Source organism: Methylobacterium indicum, assembly GCF_001043895.1.
Taxonomy (GTDB): Bacteria; Pseudomonadota; Alphaproteobacteria; order Rhizobiales; family Beijerinckiaceae; genus Methylobacterium; species Methylobacterium indicum.
Genome location: NZ_JTHF01000021.1, coordinates 1 through 20079, shown reverse-complemented (window position 1 = coordinate 20079; position 20079 = coordinate 1). Strand labels below are relative to the sequence as shown.

Sequence of the window (20079 nt, the reverse complement as noted above, 5' to 3'; positions counted from 1 at the left end):
CTACCGGCGGATCTCGATGACCGGGATGTCGGCGACGAGGCCGGCGCGCAGGGCCTGGTGGTCGATCTCGATGCGATCGGTGGCAAAGCGCACCGGCACGTCGAAGAGAAAGCCCGCGGTGACGACCGCGCCCGCGGCGGGCGCCGCTTTCAGGGTGACGAGGCCGGTGGCGGCGTCGAGGGTGAAGGCAGCGGCGCCGAGCGCCACGCCGCCGACTGCGATGCTCACCGATCCGGCGACCGGCTTGGTGATCGGGCGGGCATAGGGGGCGAAGGCGGCGCCGTAGGTCTTGGCGAGGGGAAACGCCCGGGTGGTGCCGTCGCCGGTGCCGAGGCGCTGGTCGGTGGGGGCGGGCGTCCGCCCGGGGGCGGCGGAACTGTGGTCGAAGGTGTCGCGCCAGCGAAAGCCGTAGAGGGGCCCGCGGCGCTCCTCGAAGAAGGCGAGGAGCGTCGCGACGTCCTCGGCCGAGCGCAGGGCGGGCCCGGCATTGTAGCGGCGACGGGCGTGGCGCCAGAGGCTGTTTCTCTCCTCGTCGCCGGAGCCGAGGGTCACGATCTCGGTGCGCCGCTCCGGCCCGCCGCGGGAGCCGTAGGACAGGGCGAGGGGAAAGCGCACCTCGTGGAAGGAGCTGGACATGGCGCGCGGCCTCCTGAGGATGACGGGGCCCGGCCCTCACAGACCCCGGAGGCCGCGCTGCACCGCCCGGGCGAGCGCAGCGCTGACCTGCGCCTCCGAGCGATGGAAGCTCGGGGCGTCGGCGGTGGCGATCGAGACCGAGATCTGGACGGTCGGGACGGCGGGCGTCGGCGCGACGCCGTGGGACGCCGGCAGGATGCGCCCGGGCTGGAGCGGCACGAAGGTCTCGCGACCGCTCTCGCCCACCGTGTAGGCGACGCCCGGGGTGACGGGGCCGCCGGCGGCGCGCCCGGTCGGGTTCTGGGTCAGGCCGAGCGAGCCGAGGGCATCGCCGATCAGGTCGGCCCCGGGGCTGCCGCGGCCGAACAGGCCGTCGAAGGCACGATCGAGGCCCCGGCTCGCCAGCGTCGTGGCGAGCCGGGCGACGACCGTGGTCAGGCGCTCGCCGTGCAGGATCGCGCCCTTGAAGCTGTCGGCGAGCACCGAGCCGAGCTCGCGCGAAGCCGTTTGGGCGGCGCGCTGCGCGGCTTCCGCCCGCTCGACCTGGGCGGTCGCGGCGCCGTAGGCCTCGGCCACCCGGTCGACCTCCGCGCGGAGCGCCGGCGTCACCGCGAGGTCGGCCTTCTTGGCGGCTTCCAGCAGGCGGAACGCCGCCTCGGCCCTGGCGGCAGCGCCCTCCTCCCGGCCGACCGACTCCGCCTCGATCCTGAGGAGGCCGGTGCGGCGGGTGAGGCGCGAGACCTCGTCGCGGAAGCCGTCGTCCCCCTCCTCCGCGCTCGCCCGGGCCGGCGTCGTCCGGACCGGTGCCCGGAGGGGCGCGGGTGCCGGCGCACCACCTTGCGGCGCGGGCTCGGAAACCGGCGCGAGGCTGCCGCGGGGGGCCGCATCGCTGATCGCGAAGGCGTCGGCGATGCGGGCGCGGATCGCCGCGCCCTCCCCCGACGCCGCCTTCACCCGCCGGCCGAGATCGGTGACGAGGTCGGCGGCGGCCGGGATTTTCTGGGCGATGTCCCCGACCGCGCCCGCCACCGCGGCGAACCCCGCCACCGCCTCCCGGGAGGCGGAGCCGGCCTCTCCGAGGCGCGCGGCGAGACCCCCGACCGCGTCGTCGACCCGACGCAGGGCGGCACCGTCGCCCGCAATTGCCGGCAGGGCGTTCGCCTGCTCCATCGCCCGCTGGATCTGACCCAGGGTCTCCGGCGCGGCCATGCGGGCGAGCTCGTCGCGCAGCGAGGCACCGGCCCGGGTCATCGCGGCGGCGATGCGGCCAGACCCGGCCTCGACGGCGCGTTCGGCCTCCGCCATCGCCCGCTCGGCGAGCGGCCCGGCCCGAGAGATCTCCCGCTCGTAGGCCGCGACGTTGGCCTCGAGCGAGACCACCAGGCGCTCGATCTCGGTCGTCATGCGAAGCCCTCGTCGGAGGCGTCCTGGATCCAGGCCCAGAGCGCGTCCTCTTCCTGCAGCGTCGGGGCGTCGGCGGCGTTCGGATCGCGGGCACGGTTGAAGCCGTCGATGTAGGCGGCGAGCTGCCACAGGCTCATCGCCCGCAGGTCGGCGGCGGGCAGGCCCATGGCGGCGGCGGCCCCGTAGAAGGCCGCGAAGGCGATCCGCCCCTCGGGCCCGGCGGCACCGGCCGGGCGGCCGACCCGCTCGTCCTCGGCGCCCTCCAGCGCCGCCGCCAAGACCAGAGCGGCCTTGGCGATGAGCGCGATGCAGGGCAGCCCGTCGAGACGGCGGGCGATGGCGTGGGCCCGCGGTACCGGGGTGCCGCCGCCGATCAGGCCGAGGCGCAGGACGTCGCGCACGTCCCGGAACCGGTAGGACAGTCCGGCATGGAGGCGCTGCAGCAGGGCGACCGGGCCGAGGCCCGTCGCCTCCTGCAGGGCCTCGAGGTCGCCGATGGCGAGGCGGAAGCGGTGGGTGGCGCCCTCGAGATCGAGGTCGACATGGCCGTCGCGGCTCATCGGCGCCTCACGCCGCGGCCGTGAAGGCGACCGTTCCGGTCGATTGCAGCGCCACTATGACGCTGCAGCGCTCGCCCCGGACGGCGCCGACCTCGAAGCTCGTGAGGTGAAACAACCCCTCCCAGGCGCCGCCGCCCTCCGCGCCCGTGCCGCTCACCTCGACCCTAGCCTTCACCGGCACGTCGGATTCGTAGGCTGCGCGCCAGCGCGCGAGGCTCTGGCGGGCCATCACGCCCTTGCCGGAGACCGCGACCGACTTCGACACCGCGAACCGGTCGACGAAGGGCGCGGCGTCCTCGTTGGCGCAATCGGGCACGACCGCGCTGTTGGTTTCCTTGGTGAACTGCGCCGCGCGCTCGGTGAGGCCGCAGGGTGCCTCGAAGGTGCCGGCTTTCGCCGGGCTCTCGAGCTTCACGGCGATCGCCGAGAACGGCAGGGTGGTGGGCTGGGCCATGGCGGGTTCGCTCCCGGATGAGGATGTCAGGTCGTTTCGGCGACGACCGCCCCGAAGCGGGCGACGCCGTGCCAGGAGCCGGGCCCGAGGGGCTCCGGCAGGACGAGGCTGCGTTCGTGGGAGAGCCACAGGAGCTCGCCGCGGGGCAGCGCCAGGTCGGCCTCGTCGAGGGCGGCCGCGACGGCGGCGAGCAGCTCCTGCACGGGGCCGAGGCCGCGAGCGCCGCGCAGGAAGGCGTGGACGGTGAGGCGGCAGGTGCAGCCCCGCCAGCCTTGCGCCTCGTAGGGGCCGACCTCCGGCGGATCGACGCGCAGGAACGGCCATTCCTCCCGGGCGCCGACCACCTCGCGCACCCGGCCCCCGACCAGGCCGCGCAGGGCCGGATCGGCGAGGAGACGCTCCCGCGCCATTCGCAGGAGCCCGGGGGAGAGGTCGAGGCCGGCCATCAGCCCGCCCCCGTCAGGCGCGCGATCGCCGGACCGATCACCGGGCGCGGGCTCTTCGTCGCGGTGCCGAATTCCCGTGCGATCAGACCCCGGGCCTCGACCGTCACGGCGGCACCCGTCGGGGTCGCCGCCGCCTCGGCACGCCCGTCGGGCAGCTCGGCGGCGATGTCGGCCGCGAGCGCGGCGGCGGCCTCCGCCGCGCGGCGCCGCGCGGCCTGCGCGCCGGCCTCGGCCAGCCGCGCGAGCCGCGCCTGGAACGGGCCGGTCTCGGCTCTCTGGGTCACAACGGTCTCCCCTGGATGAGGGCGTGGCTGCCGGCGGGGTCGGTCTCCACCGCGACGATGCGGTGGCGGATCCCCGCCAGGGTGATCTCGTCGTCGAGGTCCGGGGCGGCGCCCGGCGTCAGCACGACCGCCCGCACCAGGCGGCCGGGCAGGCCGGCCTCCTCCCCTGCCTCCCGGATGCCCTCGATCCGGGCGCGGACCGGCTCGCTCCCGAGGCCGGCCCGGTGCAGGATGGCGGCGTCGAACAGGGGGGCGATCACCCCCCCGAGATGGCGACCGAGGCCGTCGAGGAGCGCCATCACACCACCGCCACGCCGGGACTGTTGCGGCGCATCACCTCGTGGAAGCGCCGCCCGTAGGAGGTGAGCCCGAGAGTGCCCGGGGCGGCGTCCGGGGCCGGGTCGCGGCGCTCCAGGTGGAGCGTGCCCGAGCGCAACGCCTTGAGGTCGAGGGCGCCCGCCCGGGCGAGCTCGGCCTCCGGCCCGCCCTGCCCGTCGAGGGTGAGGGTATGGGCGGCGTGGAGCATCCGCCCGAGCCTGGCATCCGCGTCGGGCCAGGACGCGCCGACCCGCGGGGCGGCCTCAGCCAGCGCTCCGGCGATGACCGCATCGGCGATTCCCGCGAGGGCCGGGAAGCGGGTCCGGAAGGCCTCGGGCGTGATCGCATCCGCCATCTCACGCCTCCTCGCCGGAGGTCGGCCGCTCGCGGCCGCGGCGGCGCTCGGGCCGGAGATCGGGCCGGGGATCGGGGCTTGGCTCCGCCGCCTCGATCCGCACCTCCCCGGCCGCCGCCCAGGCGGCGAGGCAGGGATCGGGCCGATCGGGGAGCGCGAGGATCGCGCTCTCGCCGGGCACCAGGAGCCGAGGCGCCCGCGCGCCCTTCGGCCAGACCAGCCGGGGACCGGCGGCGTGGTTCGTCACCCGCATCATGATGGTGGTTCTCCGTCAGATGCCGTCGAGGTAGCGGCAGGCGGCCGGGCGGCGGATGTCGAGGCCGCCGAGCCGGAAGGCACCCGGCACCTCGAAGCGCCACGGTCCGGTCTGCCAGGCCGGAAAGAACCGGAACGGCATCGGCAGCCACAGCTTCAGCACGGAAGGGTCGCGGCGATAGGCGACGAGGCGGGCGCTGCCGCCGGTCCCGGCGGTCTCGAGCGCCCGCACGCCGTAGACCGTCAGCTCCTGCCCGGTCTCCAGGGTGTAGACGTTGTGGCGCCGGATCCACTCGAGCAGGGTGAGCGGGCTGATGCCGTCGAGGCGGCGAAGCCCGATGCCGAGCATCTGCTCGTAGGGGAGCAGCAGGGTATCGGCCAGCTCGACGGTGTTCGAGCCGGTGAAGATGCCGATCAGCTGGCCGTTGACGTCGGCGAGGATCTGCTCGGGGGTTTTTTGGGCCCAGGCGGTGCTGCCGTTGGTACCCGTCGCCGCAGCGCTGCCCACCGTCACGCCCGGATGGTTGAGGAGGCCGGAAAACCCCTTGCCGGGATCGCCGAACAGCGCGACCTGGTCGATGAACTCCTCGGAGGCGAGCCGCGCCGCGTCGGCCTTGTCGGCGTCGAGGGTCATGCCGAGCAGCTGGGCCTTGCCGAGCTCCTCCAGGTCGTAGCCGTAGCCGATGCCCGCCATGGCGACGGTGGTCTCGTGCTGACGGCGCGTGATCTCGACCTTCGGCACGTCGGCTGAAGCACCATGGACCCAGGTCGCCTGGCCGACCCGGTCGACCGAGAAGTAGGTCACGGTCGGCACCCATTCGGGTGCGGCGGTATCGACCGGGACGAGGCGCGGATAGCGGATTGCCGGGTACTGGGCGCGATAGACGGTGGGCTCGATGAAGGCCTGCTGGCTGACCAGGAAGGCGAGCGCCCGGGGGGCATCGGTGACGAGGGTGCGGGTCATGCGCGTGCCTCTCTTCAGTTCAGGCGCAGGCGGACGAGGCCGCCGGCGGGGGCGGAGGTGTCGAACAGGGCGTTGGCGATGGCTGTGTTGCCGGAGGCGGCGGCCGTGATCGCGCCGGCAGGCGTGACGTAAGCCGGGCTGCCGGCGCTCGCGGCCGAGGCCGTGACGACCCAGACGGCGCCCGACACCATCACCGGGGCGGTCTCGCCCTTGGCGAAGAGGTCGGCTCCGGCCGGGTTCGGCCGGGCGTTGCGGTCGGCGAGCGCGATGCCGCGGAAGACCGCGCCCGTGGCGGCGATCCCGTCGTCGCGGCTGCCCTGGAAGGCGGCGCGGCCGAAGCCGATCCCCTCCGGGGTCTCGACGGTGCGGCTGAGGATGGTCGCCGGGTTCTGGTCGGCGGCCATGCCCTCGTAGGCGACAGCCGGGCGGCCGGGATAGCTGGTCTGGACGGCGGGCATCAGCGGGCTCCTGCGGGTTTCCAGGCGTTGCGGAGGGTCTCGACCATGGCGGCGTGGGCCGCCTCCTGGGTGAGGGGGGCTTGCGTCGAGGCGTCGGGGCGCTGGCGGAGGGCGTCGCGCAGCGGATCGGCGAACGGGCGCGGGGCGGCGTGGCGCGGATCGGCGGCGAGGGCCCGGAAGGCGCCCTCGATCGCCGCCGCGCTCATGGCGGCCGTCTCCGCGTCGCCGAGGAGGCGGGCCACGGCCTGGCGCCGGATCACCTCGGGGGCGAGGCCGGCGGGATCGAAGGCGTCGCCGAGGATCCGGCGGGCCTGCGCGATGAGGCCGCTCCGCTCGGCGGCGAGCGCGTCGAGGGCGGCGGCGTCCGGCACCCGTGCGCGGAGCGCCGCGACCTCGCCGTCGCGCTGGGCCAGGGCGGTCTCGGCGGCCTCTGCCCTCGCCTCGGCCTCGGCGAGCCGCCGGTCGGCGTCGCCGATGCGGCAATCCGGGCCGGCACGCCCCTGCGCCACGATGGCGACGTGGTCGACGATCACCTGCGTCTGGCGGGCGTCGTAGGGGCTGCCGTCGGGGGCGGTGCCGGGGGTCCAGTCGAGGTCGCAGGTATAGCCGACCGAGATCTCGCGCCGCCCGCCCTGCACCGCCGCGATGGCGGCGGAATCGGCCAGCAGCATCGGGATGCGGACGAACTCGCCGTCGCGCACCACCTCGTCGCCGACATGGCCGCGCGCCACCCCGCGCCAGGTCCGCGGCGTCACCGCCTCGGGCGGGTGGTCGAGGGTGACGGGTTTGTGGCCGAAGCTGCGCAAGCTCTCGGGCCGGAAGATCTCGTCGGGGTCGCGGTAGATGCGCACTTGCGCCAGATCCGGCCGGGCGACCTCGTCGCCGCGATAGACCTGGACGTTGCCGGCCCGCGCCGCGCGGGCCTGCACCACCAGGGCGCCGTTGCCGAGCGGGCGCGCGCCCGCGATCTCGGCCGCGGGGCCGAGGCTGAGTCTGTCGAAGAGGTGCATGGGTGGGGTCTCGCGTGGGAGGTGGGAAGCGCCGCGCCGGTGCAAAGGTCGGTTCACAGGCCGGGTCGCGCGCATCGCTCCTCTCCCTGCGGGTGGGGAGAGGGCCGCGTCACCGTTCAGGTGACGCGGCGCGGCGGCGCATCGATCCCGAAGGGATCGACCCGAGGGTGAGGGGGTGGTGCCGGAGGAGCCTCATCCGTCGAGACCCCCTCACCCTCGCTTCGGCTTTCGCCTGCGCTCGTCGCTTGCACGACAAGGTGCAAGCGACCCTCTCCCCGCCCGCGGGGAGAGGAGATGAACCCGCGCCTTGTCCGGCGATGTGACCGTGTCGGACCGCTCGGGAGTGGGTGGGAAGCCCTTCTCAGCCCGCCGGCCGCGCGAAGGCGGCGGCGATGCCGGGAAAGAGGTCGGCGGCGGAGAGCCAGCCCTCGACGCCGCGGGCGAGGACGTGCGCCGGCACCACGCCCTCGCGCGCGAGCATCGCGGCGGTCTCGGCCTTGAGGCGGCCGATCTCCGCCTTCTCGCGCTCGCTCGCCTGGGCGAGCGGCCGCCAGACGTAGCGCAAGGCGGGCTCGTCGCGGCCGAGAGCGTCGCGGACCAGCAAGCGATCGAGGCGGGCGATGGCCGGCGTCAGCTCGACGGTTTGACGGGCCGCGACGTGGTCGTGATAGTTGCGGATGTCGGATTCGCCGGTGGCGTTGAGGCCGGCGGGCGACTGGCCCAGCAGCCGCGTCACCGGGATGTCGGCGGCGCCCGCCGCGACCTGGAGAAAGAGGCGGGCCACCTCCGGCAGGCCGGAAAAGTCGAGCTGCTTCTGCTGGTAGCGCTCGCCCTCCGGCGAGTGGCCGTCGCCTTCGAGCAGCAGCATCCCGAACAGGCCCTTCATCCGGGCCGCGTAGGCGAAGCGCTCGGTGAGCAGGCGGGTGCCGTCCTCGGTCGAGAGGGCTTGCGACAGGCCCGGCACCGAGATCACGTCCTGCTTGGCCTCTGGCAGCATCGCGGCGATGTGGGCGGCGGCCGCCGTCGCCTGGTCGATCGCCTCCAAGAGCGCCTGGAGCACGCTGTCGCCCCAGCCGTCGCCGACGATGTCGTCCGGCAGGGCGGCGCCGAGGAGGCGCACCACCCGGGAGGGATGCACCGCCTGCCCGCCCGCGATCGTGTAGGCGATGGGCTCGCCGAACCAGGGCGAGAGCGGGTCGCGCTCGATGGCGCCGGCCTGGATCCGGCCGCGGGGCAGGACGTGGAGGTAGCGCAGGCCCCCCTGCCCGACCGTCTCGGGTTCGAGCGGCAGGCTCGGATCGGGCGCACCGTCGCCGATCAGGAGTGCAGCGCCGCCATGCAGGCGGGCGAGGCGCAAGGCCCGCAGCAGGCGGTCCTGAAGGCCCAAGCGCTCCTCGCTCGCGGCGAGCGCCGCCGCGACCTCCGGCGGGGCCTGCCAGGCGCGCCACTCGCGCAGCATGTCGAAGGGCACGATGTCGACGACCTTGCGGGCGAGCCAGTTGTCCCGGTAGGCGGCGTCGAGCTCGGCCCGGGCCCGGGGCACGTGGACGTGCAGGTTGCCGGTGCTCTTGTCCCGCGGCCCGCCGAGGCCGGAGACGAGGTTGGCGAGGCGGTCGGCGAGCCACATCACAGGACTCCGAGCAGGCCGTATCCCGGCCGGGCCAGCGCCGAGAAGGCGCGCGAGAGGGCGTCGACCTGGTCGAGGAAGGCGCCGTTGGGGAAGGTGCAGAGCTCGTCGAGGAAGGCCTCGTTCCAGGGCCCGACGACGAGGTGGAGGTTGCCGGCCTCGGCCTGGGCCGAGACCGGGGCGGCGCGGGTCGCCTTGTCGCCGCTCTCCGGCGAGGCGCGCGCGTCGTAGCCAGCGAGGCGCGAAACGAGGTAGTGCGCCTGCGCCTTGCCGGCCTGGCCCGGATCCTGCGGCAGCGAGATCCGGCAGGCCGGCCCGTCCTCGGCGGCGGTGGCGAGGATCAGCCGCTCGACGCCCCCGGCCGAGAGCCGGTCGCGGCGGACGTCGACGACGTAGAGATGCCCGTCGGGGCTGCGGGCGAGCTTGACGCCCGCGGTGTAGTCCGGCTGGCGTCCGGCCCTGGGCACGCTAGCAGCGAGGTCCCAGGCCCGCACGGCGGTGCAGCCGGCGGGCAGGGCCCGTACGAGGGTGAACCAGCCGCGCTTGAACAGCCCGCCGTCCCGGGGGGCCGGCCGCTGCTGGTACTGGCCGGCCGCCGCGTAGGCGCCCATCGTCGCCGTGTCGCGCTCCACCACCTCCCTGGGGAAGCGGGCCGGGAACAGCAGCTCGCCCGGCTCGCGGCGCGGGTCCCTGAAGCCGATCCGGGTCGCGCAGGCGCGCTCCGGCTCGAACTCCATCGGCAGCATCAGGTGCTCGTAGCCGAGGTTCCGAGCGAGGATCACGCCCGACAGGTCGCGCTCGTGCAGCCGCTGCATGATCACCACGATCGCCGAGTGCACGGGGTCGTTGAGGCGGGTCGGCACCGCCTCCAGGAACCACTGGGCCACCGCCTCGCGCACCCGCTCGGACTTGGCGCCCTCGACCGAGATCGGATCGTCGAGGATCACCCGGTCGCCGCGCGAGCCGGTGATCGAGCCGGCCGAGACCGCCTCGCGCAGGCCGGACGCCGTGGTCTCGAACCGGCCCTTGCGGTTCTGGTCGCGGGTGAGACGCACCCGCTCGCCCCACAGGTCCCGGTACCAGGGCGAGGTGATCAGGCGCCGCGTGCGCAGGTTGTCGCGGAGCGCCAGCCGCTCGGTATGCGAGACCGCGACGGTGCGCAACGATGGCCGGTTCTTCGGCCCCCATTCCCAGGCCGGCCAGAACACCCCGGCGAGCAGGCTCTTCATCGTGCCGGGCGGCACGTTGATCAGGAGCCGGGTGATCTCGCCGGCGGTGACGGCTTCGAGATGGGCGGCGACGGCGTCGATGTGCCAGCCATGGATGTAAGGCGCGCCCGGCTCGATCACCGGCCAGGCCCGACGGACGAACCCCGCCAGGCTCTCCTCGCTATCGAGCCGGTCGAGGGCCCGGATCAGGGCCGGCGGGTCGCTGAGCCAGGTGCTCGGCGATGGCCCGAAGCTGGGCCCGCTGCTCGCCGTCGAGGAGGCGGAAGGCGGCCTGGGGATCGGGGAGCGCGGTGTCGTCACGGAGTTTTCCGTCTCCCTTCGCGTCGAGATCCCAGGCCTGGCGTTCGAGGGCGATCCACAGCCGCGCCGCGGCAGCGAGATCGCGAAGAGCCGCGACGCGCTTCTGCAGGGCCGCGGCCCGGGCAAGCCCGCTCTCCTCCGACCCGTCCTCCGGCACGGCCTCCTCGGCAATCGCCGCCCGGAGATCGTCGAGGAGCCGCAGGGTCAGGGCGGCGCCCTGCGCCACCACGATGCGGTGGCCCCCGAGGACACCGCCCGGACGAGCCGGATCCGCGGGTGCGTCACGCGCGGCCATGACGGGTAGAGCGGTATCCCGCTCCCACCCTTCCGCCCGCGCCCGGCGACGCAACGCCGCCGGACTGATGCCGAATTGCCGTGCGATCGCGGCTCCGCGGTCAGGGGCGGCCCGGTAGGATGCCGCGATCCCCGCCCAGTCGATGCTGCGCCGCGCTTCACGCCGTTCGGGGCGCGTCGTGGCCGAGGACTTGGGTGCAGAGGACTTGGGTGCAGAAGGCTTCTTCGCCGATGGCTTCTTGGCCATGTCGCCTCGTCGGAAGGTGGGAGGCACGGCACGGCTGCGGACCGCCGGCATCCGAGGCCGGCGGGCACGAGCCGCCCTTCGCCTCGGTGATGCCGTGGGCCGGGTCCGGGGACACATCCCCGCATCGGCGGGGCAGTCGAGCGGCCACGTCCCTCGATGGGGCAGGCCGCGGACCCGGATAACCTGAAACCCTTGTACTCGCCCCACCGATGTTCGTCAAATGTTCTCTTCGGCGGGACGCGACTTTTTTTATCGGGTTCACTCCCGCGCGATCTGATCCTCGTCGAGCATCACCGGCGTCTCGCGTCCGAACAGCGACAGGGCGACCCGATAGCGGCGGCGGGCCGGATCGATCCCCTCGACCGTGCCGCGCAGGGCCGCGAGCGGTCCCGTCGCTACTCGTACGTCGTCGCCGAGGGCGAAGAGCACCGCCCTCACCGCCTCCTCATCGGCGCCCTCCGGGGCCCCGTCCCGGCCGCCGCCATGCCCGGTGATCGCGTCGGCGAAGCCCTGGAGCACGGCGGGGGCGATGACGACGGCGCGGCCGTCGCGGAACAGGACCCGGTCGATGCCGGGATGCGCCTCCACCCGCGCGAGGTCGGCATCGTCGCGCAGGCCGACGAAGACCAGGCGGTGCAGCAGCGGGACCCGCGCGGTGCGGCGGCGACCCGAGGGCGAGGTCAGCTCGACCTCCTCCCGCGGGTCGAAGGCGGCGATGCCGATCGCGTCGAGGTCGCGGGCGGCCCGGGCTGCCCAGCGCGGCTTCGTCTCGGCGACGAGCCAGACCCGGTCGGCGGCGATCACGGTCCGCCCGGGGCGGACCCGCCGCCGCCGGCGTCGCCGGATCTCGGCGGCCCGGTCCGCCGGGGCACGGTCATGCGCCAGGGCCTCCCGGCGGCGGCGGGCGATGCGGCGCTTGCCCTTGGTCACGCCGCCCTCCCGGGTCGCGGGTGGGCGGTGCGGTTCAGGCCGCGCCGGGCGGGTCCGGCGGATCGCGGGGGCGGTCCTCCGCATCCCGCGCGGCATCCCGCGTCAGGGCCGTGGTTGCGGTCACGATCCGCGAGCGGACCATCAGGAACAGGCCGACCCCCGCCGCGAGGGTCCAGAGCACGATCAGAGCAACCTTCATGCCCCTCTCCTGCACCGGCGCGAGCCGCGAGGCGAGCGCGATCATGCCCGCATGACCGATCCTCCCCCGCCGCGGCCGGGGATCGCGGCGACCGGCCGTCGGTCCCGTCGTCGGACGGCCCGTGACGGGGGGCGAGGAAACGGTGGACCATCGGGGAACTCCCGCAACGAGGGGTACGGCGCAAGGCGGGCTTCGGGGTAGGATGGCCGACGGCGGGCACGCGCGAACAACGATGCTTGTCCAAGCCTCGCCACGGTCCTTGCGACCATGATCACTACATGATGTAATGATCGCCTTCAATACCTCAAGTGTCGGGAGTGTTCGCTGAGGTGATTCAGCTGGGAGAGAACCGCGTGCGGGCGGCCCAGGGCGAACGGCTGCGGCAGGCACGCATCGCCGCCGGCTACCGTTCGGCCCGGGATGCCGCCCTGCAGAACGCGTGGCCGGAGAGCACCTACCGGGCGCACGAGGCCGGGACCCGGACGATCGGCCAGGACGATGCGGAGCGCTACGCCGCGCGCTTCCGCCGCGACGGCGTCGAGGTCACCGCCAAGGGGCTGCTGTTCGGCGACGACGAGGCGGGGGAGTCATCCGCGGAGGGCGGGCAGGTCGTGGGGGTGAAGGGGTTGATCAGTGCCGGCGGCCTGATCGAGACCGGCGACGAACAGCCCGGGCCGGGAGGCGACCTCTTTCGCATCACGGTGCCGTTCGGGGTGCCGCCCGGCACGGTGGCGTTCCGGGTCGCCGGCCTGTCGATGTATCCGAAATACGAGCCCGACGACGTGGTGCTCTGCGCCGAGGCCGGGGAGAGCCCGGAGCGGCTGCTGGACCTCTATGCCGCGGTCGCGACCGCGGAGGGGCACCGCTACCTGAAGAAGATCCTGCGCGGCTCGCAGCGGGGCAGCTACCACCTCGAGAGCCACAACGCGCCCCTGATGCCGGATTGCCGCCTGGCCTGGGCCTCGGGCATCATCGGCACGGTTCATGCGCAGCATTGGAGCCGGCTCTGCGCCGGCGCCAAGGGCTGATCGCTGCTGGGTGCAGCGATCTCTTCGATCAGTCGGCCTGCGCGACGCGGGTCGAGCGGCGCTGCGCCGTCCAGCGGCCCGAGCAGAGGGCGGATACGCTCCAGGTGCCCGAGCCGGAATTGGCCTGGAGCCGGCCCGAGGCGGCGCCGCTGGCCGAGCCGTGGCGCACCGTCAGGCCGACCTGGCCGTCCGACCCGATGCGCCCGCTCACGCTCGCGCCGCCCTCCTCCGTCGAGGCCACCCGCACGGCGCCGCCGTCGATCGCGAGCGCGACGGTGTAGCGGCTGTCGCACAGGCCCGATTCGGTGACGAGCTGCACCGACCACGTCCCGTTGTAGCCGGCGCCGGCACCGCGCCCCTCGGCCGACGCCGGCTGCAGGCTGGCCGGCAGGGCGGCGCACAGGACGAGAGCGGCGACGGACGACTTGCGCATGAAGAAACCCCCTGGACCGTTCGGTTTTCGCCGATGACGAGCGTGGCCGATCCGTCGCGCGGCATGGCTTGGCCGCGATGCGAATGACGGGAGGCCGCGTGGTCGGCGTGGAGCGATGTAGATGGAGGTTCCTTAACACGGGCAGAACGGCAGCAATAAGGCGTCAAGGATACGCTTGCCGGCCGGATCGACTTCGACAATGGCCGCGCTTACCCGAGACGGGTGCATGATGACTTGAGCGCTCTGGCGTTCAGCTCCGATTCATCGCAGCAGGTCGGCGACCATGCGGCGGCGCAGGGCTTCGTCCGGCAGCGGGCCGGTGCCGGCGCGCAGGTTCGCCGCCATGTGGCCGGGATCGGCGGTGCCGGGGATCGCGCAGGTCACCGCCGGGTGGCCGATGACGAATTTCAGCAGGATCCCGGCCCAGGAGGTGCAGCCGAGTTCCGCCGCGTAGTCCGGCAGCGGCCGGCCCGCGAGGCGCCGCAGAAGACCGCCGCCGCCGAACGGCCGGTTGACCAGGACCGCCACGCCGCGTTCCGCGGCGAGCGGCAGCAGGCGATCCTCCGCCGCCCGGTCGTCGAGGGCGTAGTTGATCTGCAGGAAGTCCAGCCGCTCGGCCCGCAGCACCGCCTCGACGGCGTCGTAGGCGCTCTCGGTGTAGTGCGAGATGCCGAGGTAGCGGATGCGGCCCGCCGCCTTCCAGTCCCGCAGGACCGGCAGATGGGTGCGCCAGTCGAGCAGGTTGTGGATCTGCATCAGGTCGATGCGCTCGCTGCGCAGCAGCTGGAGCGAGCGCTGCATCTGGGCGAGACCCGCCTCGCGGCCGCTGGTCCAGACCTTGGTGGCGAGAAAGACCGTGTCGCGGGCGCCGGCCTCGGCGACGAGGTCGCCGGTCACCCCCTCGGCCCGGCCGTACATCGGCGAGGAATCGATCACCTTCCCGCCGCCGTCGAGCAGGGCCGCCACCACCTCGCGCAAAGGCTCCCGCTCGGCGGCCTTCTCCCCGACGTCGAAGCCGCGCCAAGTGCCCAGCCCGATCGCCGGCAGGGTCTCCCCGCTCGCCGGGATCGGCCGCCGGTGCAAAGCCGAGGTTCCACCCTGCGCCGCCGCCCCGCCGCCGACGGCCGCCGCCAGCGCGGCGCCCAGAAACCCCTGCCGGGTCAGCCCGTCCCGTCCGGTCGTCATCGCGTCTCTCCCCTGTCGGCGCCGCGCCGGTCGCGAAACGCCCGGGGGCACTCGCCGGTGCCCTTGGCGAAGAAGCGGGAGAAATAGGCCGGGTCGGTGAAGCCGAGGCCGTAGGCGATCTCGGCGATGCCGAGATCGGAATAGAGCAGGCTGCGCTTGGCCTCGAGCAGCCGGCGCTCGCGGATGATCCGGCCCGGGCTCGCGCCCGCCACCGCCCGGCAGGCAGCCCGCAGCCGCGCCTCGCTCACCCCGAGATCGTCCGCATAGGCGGAGAGGGGCCGCTCGCGGCGGTGCTGCGCCTCGACCAGTTCCCGGAAGCGCGCGGTCAAGAGCGCTTGCGGGCCCGGTGGAGCCGTGGGCTCGCGCGCGGCGGCGAGCCGGCGCAGGCCGGCGACCAGGACCAGCATCAGCTGCGCCTCGATCGCGCCGCGCCGCCCCGGCGCCGCCCAGGCGAGCTCCCGGGCGAGCTCAGCCACCGCCTCCTCGACCGCGCCCGGCTCCGGCAGCGCGAGGGCGGCGGGTCCGGCGAACAGGGCCGCCAGTTCCGGCTCGCGGCCGCACAGGTCGCGCAGGTAGCGCGACGACAGGGTCAGCACCGTGCCGACCGTGCCGTCGGTGAACCTGAAGCCGTGGGCGGTGCCGGCCGGCACCGCCAGCAGGCAGGGCGCCTCGACCTCGAAGCGCTCGGCCTCCGCCCGCATCTCGCCGCCGCCCTCGGCGATGAGGAAGACCTGGTGCAGCCCCGAATGGACGTGAGGACGGATGGTCCAGCGGTTCGGCCGGCTGCGATCGTCCAAGGCTTCGAGGTGCAGGAAGCGGTCGTCCGCGTCCCGCGGCGCCTCGCCGTAGAGGAAGAAGTGCGGCACCGCAGGGGCTTGGGCGGGATCCGGGCGCATCGCGGGCGAGCCCTGGCGGGAGGGGCGGACGTTCGAAAAATCCAACTTTTTCCTCGCGCCGTCCATCGTCAACCGGGTCTGGCCGGTTCACCTTTCCGGCATGAGAGCCGCCGCGCAGACCGGGGGCGAGGCCGCCGCGGGATCGTGGCGCCCATGAACAAGGAAACGCCCATGCGCACGCAGGTCGCCATCATCGGCGCCGGCCCGGCCGGCCTGTTCCTCGCCCACCTCCTGGCCCGCGCCGGGATCGACGCGGTGGTGCTGGAGCGGCGGACCCGCGACTACGTCGAGGGCCGGGTGCGGGCGGGCGTGCTCGAACAGGGCACCGTCGCGCTGATGCGGGAGCTCGGCCTCGACGGGCGGCTCAAGGCCGAGGGTCTGGTCCATACCGGCACCAACCTCGCCTATGACGGCGAGATCTTCCGCATCGACATGGCGGCGCTGACCGGCGGTGCGGCCGTCACGGTCTACGGCCAGCAGGAGGTGATGCGCGACCTGTTCGACGCGGCCGAGCCCCGCGGCGTCCGCATCGTGTTCGAGGCCGAGGATCTGCGGCTCCATGACCTCGCCGGCGAGACCCCGAGCGTCACCTTCACCAGGAACGGCGAGGCGCGCACGCTCGCCTGCGACTACGTCGCGGCCTGCGACGGCTTCCACGGCGTCGGCCGCGCGGCGATCCCCGCCGACGTCCTGAAGGTGTACGAGCGGGTCTATCCGTTCGGCTGGCTCGGCATCCTGGCCGAGGTGCCGCCCGTCAACCACGAGCTGATCTACGCCAACCACACCCACGGCTTCGCGCTGGCCAGCATGCGCTCGCCGACCCGCAGCCGCTACTACGTCCAGGTCGGCCTCGACGAACGGATCGAGGATTGGTCGGACGAGCGTTTCTGGGACGAGATCGAGACCCGCCTCGGGCCGCAGGCCTCCGCCGGGCTGGTGCGCGGCCCCTCCTTCGAGAAGAGCATCGCGCCCTTGCGCAGCTTCGTCGCCGAGCCGATGCGCTACGGCCGCCTCTTCCTCGCCGGGGACGCCGCCCACATCGTCCCGCCCACCGGCGCCAAGGGCATGAACCTCGCCGTCTCCGACGTCGCGATGCTCGCCGAGGCGTTGAGTCTGCACTACGCCGACCGCGATGCGTCGGGCCTCGACGGCTACTCGGCCCGGGCGCTCGCCCGGGTGTGGAAGGCCGAGCGCTTCAGCTGGTGGTTCACCGGCCTCACCCACCGCTTCCCCGACATGGACGACTTCGCGCGCCGGATGCAGGTGGCGGAGCTGGCCTATATCCGGGGGTCGCAGGCCGCGCAGACGGCGCTGGCGGAGAATTACGTCGGGCTGCCGATGGGGCCGGCGGCCGTTCGGTAACCGGACGGGGCGCGGCAGGATTGCGATCCGCCGCGCGGCACGTGCATCGAGCGTCCCGCCCGAAGCCGGCGGCACTCACGGCTCGACCGGTCGCCAGACCTCGATGCGGCGCTCCTCCCGCAGCAATTCGGGCAAAGCCGCGTGCCAGGCGCGCCGATAGGGACGGTGGAGCTGGACGTTCACGACGTCGTCGTGGTCGGCCCAGATCTCGTGAAGAAGGAAGCGGGTCGGATCGTCCGGATCCGCGTGCAGCGTGGCGGCACGATACGTGGCTTCGTGGCGCATCGCGTCCATGACCGCGGTCAGGAGGTCCAGGAAACGTTCCCGCTGGCCTTCCCGGAGCCTGAACCCGACGAGGTAGGCGATGCTCACGACGCGCACCTCCCGGCGATGTCCGCGGCGAGCCGCGCGGCGTGCGTGACGATCAGGCCGTGTGCGGCACCGGCATAGACCACGAGTTCCGCGCCCGGGATCAGGCGGGCATAGGCCCGGGCCGTGAGGTCGAGCGGGGCCGAGGCGTCCCGATCGCCGTGGATCAGGGTGACCGGCAGCGCAAGACGGGCGGCCTCCGGCCGAAGGTCGACCGACAGGATGGCATCCTGGACGTCGAGGAGGATGCGCCGGGAGACGTCCTGCACCATGCCGGACATCCAGGCGCCCAGCGCGGCCCGATGCCCGGGCGCGAAAGGCTCGATGGTCTCTTCGATCCAGCCCGGCAGGTCGGAGGCCAGCCGCGCCCGCATCGCCGCCGCCATCTCGGGTGTGAGCCCTGGACCTCCGTCGTCCGCCATCATGCGCGGCCCGGTCGCGCCGACGAGGACGAGGCGGGCGATCCTCTCGGTTCCGTAGCGCGCGAGGTAGCGGATCGCCTCCCCGGCCGCACCCGAATGGGTGACGAGCGTGACGCGGCGAAGATCGAGGGCGGCGACGACCCGCGCCAAGTCGTCCGCCAGACCCTCGTCGTCCGCCCGTCCCGGGTCGGTGGAGCGGCCGTGCCCGCGGCGATCGTAGGCGATCGTGCGCAGGCCGTGGGCGTTCAACGCAACCATGACGTCGCCCCAGATGCGCGAATCCATGCCCCAGCCGGCGAGGAGCAGGACGGGCGGCCCGCTGCCCCAGTCGCGCAGGAAGAGCCTGTGGCCGTCCGCGATCTCGACGAAGGGCGCGGTCATGACCGTACCTCGTCGAGGAAGCCGATCACCTCGGCGATGCGGCCCGTCGCGTCGAGGCGCACGACGTCGGTGCCGGCCGCGACGGACGGGCCGTCCGCCGGCCCGAGCGTCCAGGAGAACCGAACGAAGGGGCCGTGGCCGTCCGGCGTGCCGTGGAGGCGGAACGCGAGGTCCGGGAACCGCTCCCGCGCGCTCTCGATCATGGCTGCGACGGCCTCGCGCCCGTCGGCCGCCATCAGGGGATCGCGGTAGCGGGTGTCCGGGTGCCAGGTTTCGAGCAGGCGCCGGCGGACGGGGGCGGACGCCTCGTTCCAGACGGCCAGATAGTCCGTGGCGATGTCGCGCGGGGCTCGCATGTCGGTCTCCTCGTCGGTTGGGAGCCCGAGCATGGAAGGCGGATGCGCGTCCGGCGATTACCTCGCAGGTCATTACCCGGCGGGCCGCGACTTGGTAGGACATCGGCAGGACGTGATCGGCGTGCGAGGCGGACCGTATGAGAGCAGCGCTCGCGACCAACACGGTGGGAGACGTGCTGCGCGACTGGCGGCGGCGTCGCCGTTTCAGCCAGCTGGATCTCGCGCTCGAGGCCGAGATCTCGGCGCGGCATCTCAGCTTCGTCGAGAACGGCCGGTCGGCGGCGAGCCGGGACATGCTCCTGCGGCTCGCCGAACGCCTCGCCCTGCCGCTTCGCGAGCGCAACCGCCTGCTCGTGGCGGGCGGCTACGCCCCCGTCTTCGCCGAACGCCCGCTGGAGCAGCCCGACATGAGGGCGGCGCTCGATGCCGTGCGCGCCGTTCTCGCCGCCTACGAGCCCTTTCCCGCGCTCGCCGTCGACCGGCACTGGACGCTGGTGGCCGCCAACGACGCCCTCACGCCGCTTCTCGCCGGCGTGGCGCCCCGCCTGCTTCGGCCGCCGGTCAACGTGCTCGCCCTGTCGCTGTCGCCCGAGGGGCTCGCCCCCGCGATCCTGAACCTCGGCGAATGGCGCCGGCACATCCTGGAGCGCCTGCGCCGCGATGCGGCCACGTCCGGGGATCCGGAGCTCGATCGCCTCCACGATGCCCTGCAGGCCCTGCCCGCGCCGGGAGGACGATCGCAGGCGGTGCATCCCTCCGACGCGGACCGGATCGCCGTGCCGCTGGTCCTCCGGCATCCCGCGACGGGACGGCAGCTCTCGTTCCTGTCGACCACCACCGTCTTCGGAACGGCGACCGACGTCGCGCTCTCCGAGCTGACCCTGGAGGGCTTCCTGCCCGCCGACGAGGCGACCCGACGCGCGCTGACCGGTCCGTCCTCGTGAGAACCTGTTTGATGGTCCGCTCCAGTCGGTCTGGCGCAGGCATCGCCACCCCACCCCGTCATCCCGGGCTCCGCTCCGCGGCCCCAGGATGACGTGGGAGGGTTCGGAATTGGTATGGCCCGTCAAACAGCCCTGAGAGGGCCGGCGACACGGCCCGCCAGGCGCCCCTGCGGACCGGCGCCTCGCTTCCGACAGAGCCGGTGTCGGGTTTTCTCCGGCCTCCGTGCAGATCCGGTGACCCGTACCTGTTTCCCGCCGACCGATCCCGCCTCCGGGCCTACCGCGACGTCTCCCGTCCCTCGCCGTCGCCGTTCCCGCGCAGCAACTCTCCCGCCACGTCCCCGAGCCGCGGCATCGGCTCGCGGGTGAAGGGCAGCGGCCGGCACACGGCCAGGGCCGCCAGCCCGAACCGCGCCGTCATCAGGCCGTTGAGCACCCCCTCCCCGAGCTTGGCCGAGATCCGCGCTGCGACGCCGAGGCCCAGCACCGACTGCACCAGGCTGTCGCCGACCGCGACGCTGCCGGTGACGGCGAGGTGGGCGAGCGCCGCGCGGGCGAGACGTAGGAAGCCGAACAGGCCGGGCCGGCCGCCATAGATGGTGGCGATGCGGCGGAGCAGCCGGACGGCTGCGAAGATCACGAAGCCGACATCGACGATCGCCCGCGGGCTCAACGCCGTCACCGCCGACACCTGCTTGGCCGCGTCGGCCACCGCCGCCTTGGCGGCGCGGTC

General features: G+C 74.0%; 27 protein-coding genes. 3 read left to right on the top strand and 24 right to left on the bottom strand.

Going from position 1 to position 20079, the window contains the following annotated elements:
• The 17 genes from QR78_RS03155 to QR78_RS03075 form a co-directional block, all read right to left on the bottom strand.
• Positions 1–636: a DUF2460 domain-containing protein gene (locus QR78_RS03155; RefSeq protein ID WP_048426036.1), complete on the bottom strand. Its 636-nt coding sequence runs from the start codon at positions 634–636 to the stop codon at positions 1–3.
• Between the two features lie 36 nt (positions 637–672).
• Positions 673–2040, bottom strand: a complete 1368-nt coding sequence (locus tag QR78_RS03150) for a hypothetical protein (protein ID WP_053220770.1) — start codon at positions 2038–2040, stop codon at positions 673–675.
• Complete coding sequence (locus QR78_RS03145) at positions 2037–2600, bottom strand: gene transfer agent family protein (protein ID WP_048426035.1); 564 nt, start codon at positions 2598–2600, stop codon at positions 2037–2039. Before QR78_RS03145 ends, QR78_RS03150 begins: the two co-directional genes overlap by 4 nt.
• Positions 2601–2607: 7 nt before the next feature.
• Positions 2608–3054, bottom strand: coding sequence for a phage tail tube protein (locus tag QR78_RS03140; RefSeq protein ID WP_048426034.1), 447 nt, complete (start codon positions 3052–3054; stop codon positions 2608–2610).
• A 26-nt stretch (positions 3055–3080) separates the two neighbouring features.
• Entirely contained in the window at positions 3081–3500 is a 420-nt protein-coding gene (locus tag QR78_RS03135; RefSeq protein WP_048426033.1) for a DUF3168 domain-containing protein, read from the bottom strand.
• On the bottom strand, positions 3500–3784 hold the full coding sequence (locus QR78_RS03130) for a hypothetical protein (protein WP_048426032.1): 285 nt from the start codon (positions 3782–3784) through the stop codon (positions 3500–3502). The genes QR78_RS03135 and QR78_RS03130 overlap by 1 nt, the downstream gene beginning before the upstream one ends.
• Positions 3781–4083 (bottom strand): hypothetical protein, encoded by a 303-nt coding sequence (locus QR78_RS03125; protein ID WP_053220769.1) that lies wholly within the window; start codon positions 4081–4083, stop codon positions 3781–3783. Before QR78_RS03125 ends, QR78_RS03130 begins: the two co-directional genes overlap by 4 nt.
• On the bottom strand, positions 4083–4457 hold the full coding sequence (locus QR78_RS03120; RefSeq protein ID WP_048426031.1) for a DUF4054 domain-containing protein: 375 nt from the start codon (positions 4455–4457) through the stop codon (positions 4083–4085). The genes QR78_RS03125 and QR78_RS03120 overlap by 1 nt, the downstream gene beginning before the upstream one ends.
• A gap of 1 nt (position 4458) precedes the next feature.
• Positions 4459–4713, bottom strand: coding sequence for a hypothetical protein (locus QR78_RS03115; protein WP_048426030.1), 255 nt, complete (start codon positions 4711–4713; stop codon positions 4459–4461).
• 15 nt (positions 4714–4728) lie between these two features.
• The gene (locus QR78_RS03110) at positions 4729–5676 is read right to left on the bottom strand and encodes a DUF2184 domain-containing protein (RefSeq protein ID WP_048426029.1); all 948 of its coding nucleotides are present in this window, start codon (positions 5674–5676) and stop codon (positions 4729–4731) included.
• A 14-nt stretch (positions 5677–5690) separates the two neighbouring features.
• The gene (locus tag QR78_RS03105) at positions 5691–6134 is read right to left on the bottom strand and encodes a structural cement protein Gp24 (RefSeq protein WP_048426028.1); all 444 of its coding nucleotides are present in this window, start codon (positions 6132–6134) and stop codon (positions 5691–5693) included.
• Positions 6134–7144, bottom strand: coding sequence for a DUF2213 domain-containing protein (locus QR78_RS03100; RefSeq protein ID WP_048426027.1), 1011 nt, complete (start codon positions 7142–7144; stop codon positions 6134–6136). Before QR78_RS03100 ends, QR78_RS03105 begins: the two co-directional genes overlap by 1 nt.
• A 361-nt stretch (positions 7145–7505) precedes the next feature.
• A complete protein-coding gene (locus QR78_RS03095) occupies positions 7506–8771 on the bottom strand; it encodes a DUF1073 domain-containing protein (protein WP_048426026.1) in 1266 nt (421 codons plus the stop codon).
• Positions 8771–10120 carry a phage terminase large subunit gene (gene terL / locus QR78_RS03090; protein ID WP_082172109.1) on the bottom strand — a complete coding sequence of 450 codons (1350 nt, stop codon included), beginning with the start codon at positions 10118–10120 and terminating at the stop codon, positions 8771–8773. The genes QR78_RS03095 and terL overlap by 1 nt, the downstream gene beginning before the upstream one ends.
• A 40-nt stretch (positions 10121–10160) precedes the next feature.
• Positions 10161–10595, bottom strand: coding sequence for a hypothetical protein (locus QR78_RS03085; RefSeq protein ID WP_048426025.1), 435 nt, complete (start codon positions 10593–10595; stop codon positions 10161–10163).
• A 504-nt stretch (positions 10596–11099) separates the two neighbouring features.
• Complete coding sequence (gene nusG / locus QR78_RS03080; protein ID WP_048426024.1) at positions 11100–11771, bottom strand: transcription termination/antitermination protein NusG; 672 nt, start codon at positions 11769–11771, stop codon at positions 11100–11102.
• Positions 11772–11805: 34 nt separating this feature from the next.
• Positions 11806–12015, bottom strand: a complete 210-nt coding sequence (locus QR78_RS03075) for a hypothetical protein (RefSeq protein WP_048426023.1) — start codon at positions 12013–12015, stop codon at positions 11806–11808.
• Between the two features lie 284 nt (positions 12016–12299).
• Here QR78_RS03075 and QR78_RS03070 point away from each other — a divergent pair, with 284 nt between their 5' ends.
• Entirely contained in the window at positions 12300–12998 is a 699-nt protein-coding gene (locus tag QR78_RS03070; RefSeq protein ID WP_244276595.1) for a LexA family transcriptional regulator, read from the top strand.
• A gap of 28 nt (positions 12999–13026) precedes the next feature.
• On the opposite strand, the gene QR78_RS03065 is transcribed toward QR78_RS03070, so the two are convergent.
• From QR78_RS03065 to QR78_RS03055, 3 genes are all read right to left on the bottom strand, one after another.
• Entirely contained in the window at positions 13027–13431 is a 405-nt protein-coding gene (locus tag QR78_RS03065) for a hypothetical protein (RefSeq protein ID WP_048426022.1), read from the bottom strand.
• Positions 13432–13692: 261 nt separating this feature from the next.
• Positions 13693–14616, bottom strand: coding sequence for an aldo/keto reductase (locus tag QR78_RS03060; protein ID WP_048426021.1), 924 nt, complete (start codon positions 14614–14616; stop codon positions 13693–13695).
• Complete coding sequence (locus tag QR78_RS03055) at positions 14613–15557, bottom strand: helix-turn-helix domain-containing protein (protein ID WP_244276594.1); 945 nt, start codon at positions 15555–15557, stop codon at positions 14613–14615. The genes QR78_RS03060 and QR78_RS03055 overlap by 4 nt, the downstream gene beginning before the upstream one ends.
• Positions 15558–15683: 126 nt before the next feature.
• Here QR78_RS03055 and pobA point away from each other — a divergent pair, with 126 nt between their 5' ends.
• Positions 15684–16874 carry a 4-hydroxybenzoate 3-monooxygenase gene (gene pobA, locus QR78_RS03050; protein ID WP_048426020.1) on the top strand — a complete coding sequence of 397 codons (1191 nt, stop codon included), beginning with the start codon at positions 15684–15686 and terminating at the stop codon, positions 16872–16874.
• A gap of 75 nt (positions 16875–16949) precedes the next feature.
• On the opposite strand, the gene QR78_RS03045 is transcribed toward pobA, so the two are convergent.
• Genes QR78_RS03045 through QR78_RS03035 form a run of 3 tightly spaced genes read right to left on the bottom strand, consistent with a single transcriptional unit; the run spans position 16950 to position 18402 of the window.
• Entirely contained in the window at positions 16950–17246 is a 297-nt protein-coding gene (locus QR78_RS03045; RefSeq protein WP_048426043.1) for a putative quinol monooxygenase, read from the bottom strand.
• A complete protein-coding gene (locus tag QR78_RS03040) occupies positions 17243–18046 on the bottom strand; it encodes an alpha/beta fold hydrolase (protein ID WP_048426019.1) in 804 nt (267 codons plus the stop codon). Before QR78_RS03040 ends, QR78_RS03045 begins: the two co-directional genes overlap by 4 nt.
• Positions 18043–18402, bottom strand: coding sequence for a nuclear transport factor 2 family protein (locus tag QR78_RS03035; RefSeq protein ID WP_048426042.1), 360 nt, complete (start codon positions 18400–18402; stop codon positions 18043–18045). The genes QR78_RS03040 and QR78_RS03035 overlap by 4 nt, the downstream gene beginning before the upstream one ends.
• Positions 18403–18539: 137 nt before the next feature.
• Here QR78_RS03035 and QR78_RS03030 point away from each other — a divergent pair, with 137 nt between their 5' ends.
• Complete coding sequence (locus tag QR78_RS03030; protein WP_048426018.1) at positions 18540–19346, top strand: MmyB family transcriptional regulator; 807 nt, start codon at positions 18540–18542, stop codon at positions 19344–19346.
• Between the two features lie 277 nt (positions 19347–19623).
• Here the strand turns inward: QR78_RS03030 and QR78_RS03025 are convergent.
• A partial coding sequence (locus QR78_RS03025; RefSeq protein WP_048426017.1) for a TIGR01620 family protein occupies positions 19624–20079 on the bottom strand: 456 nt, incomplete at its 5' end.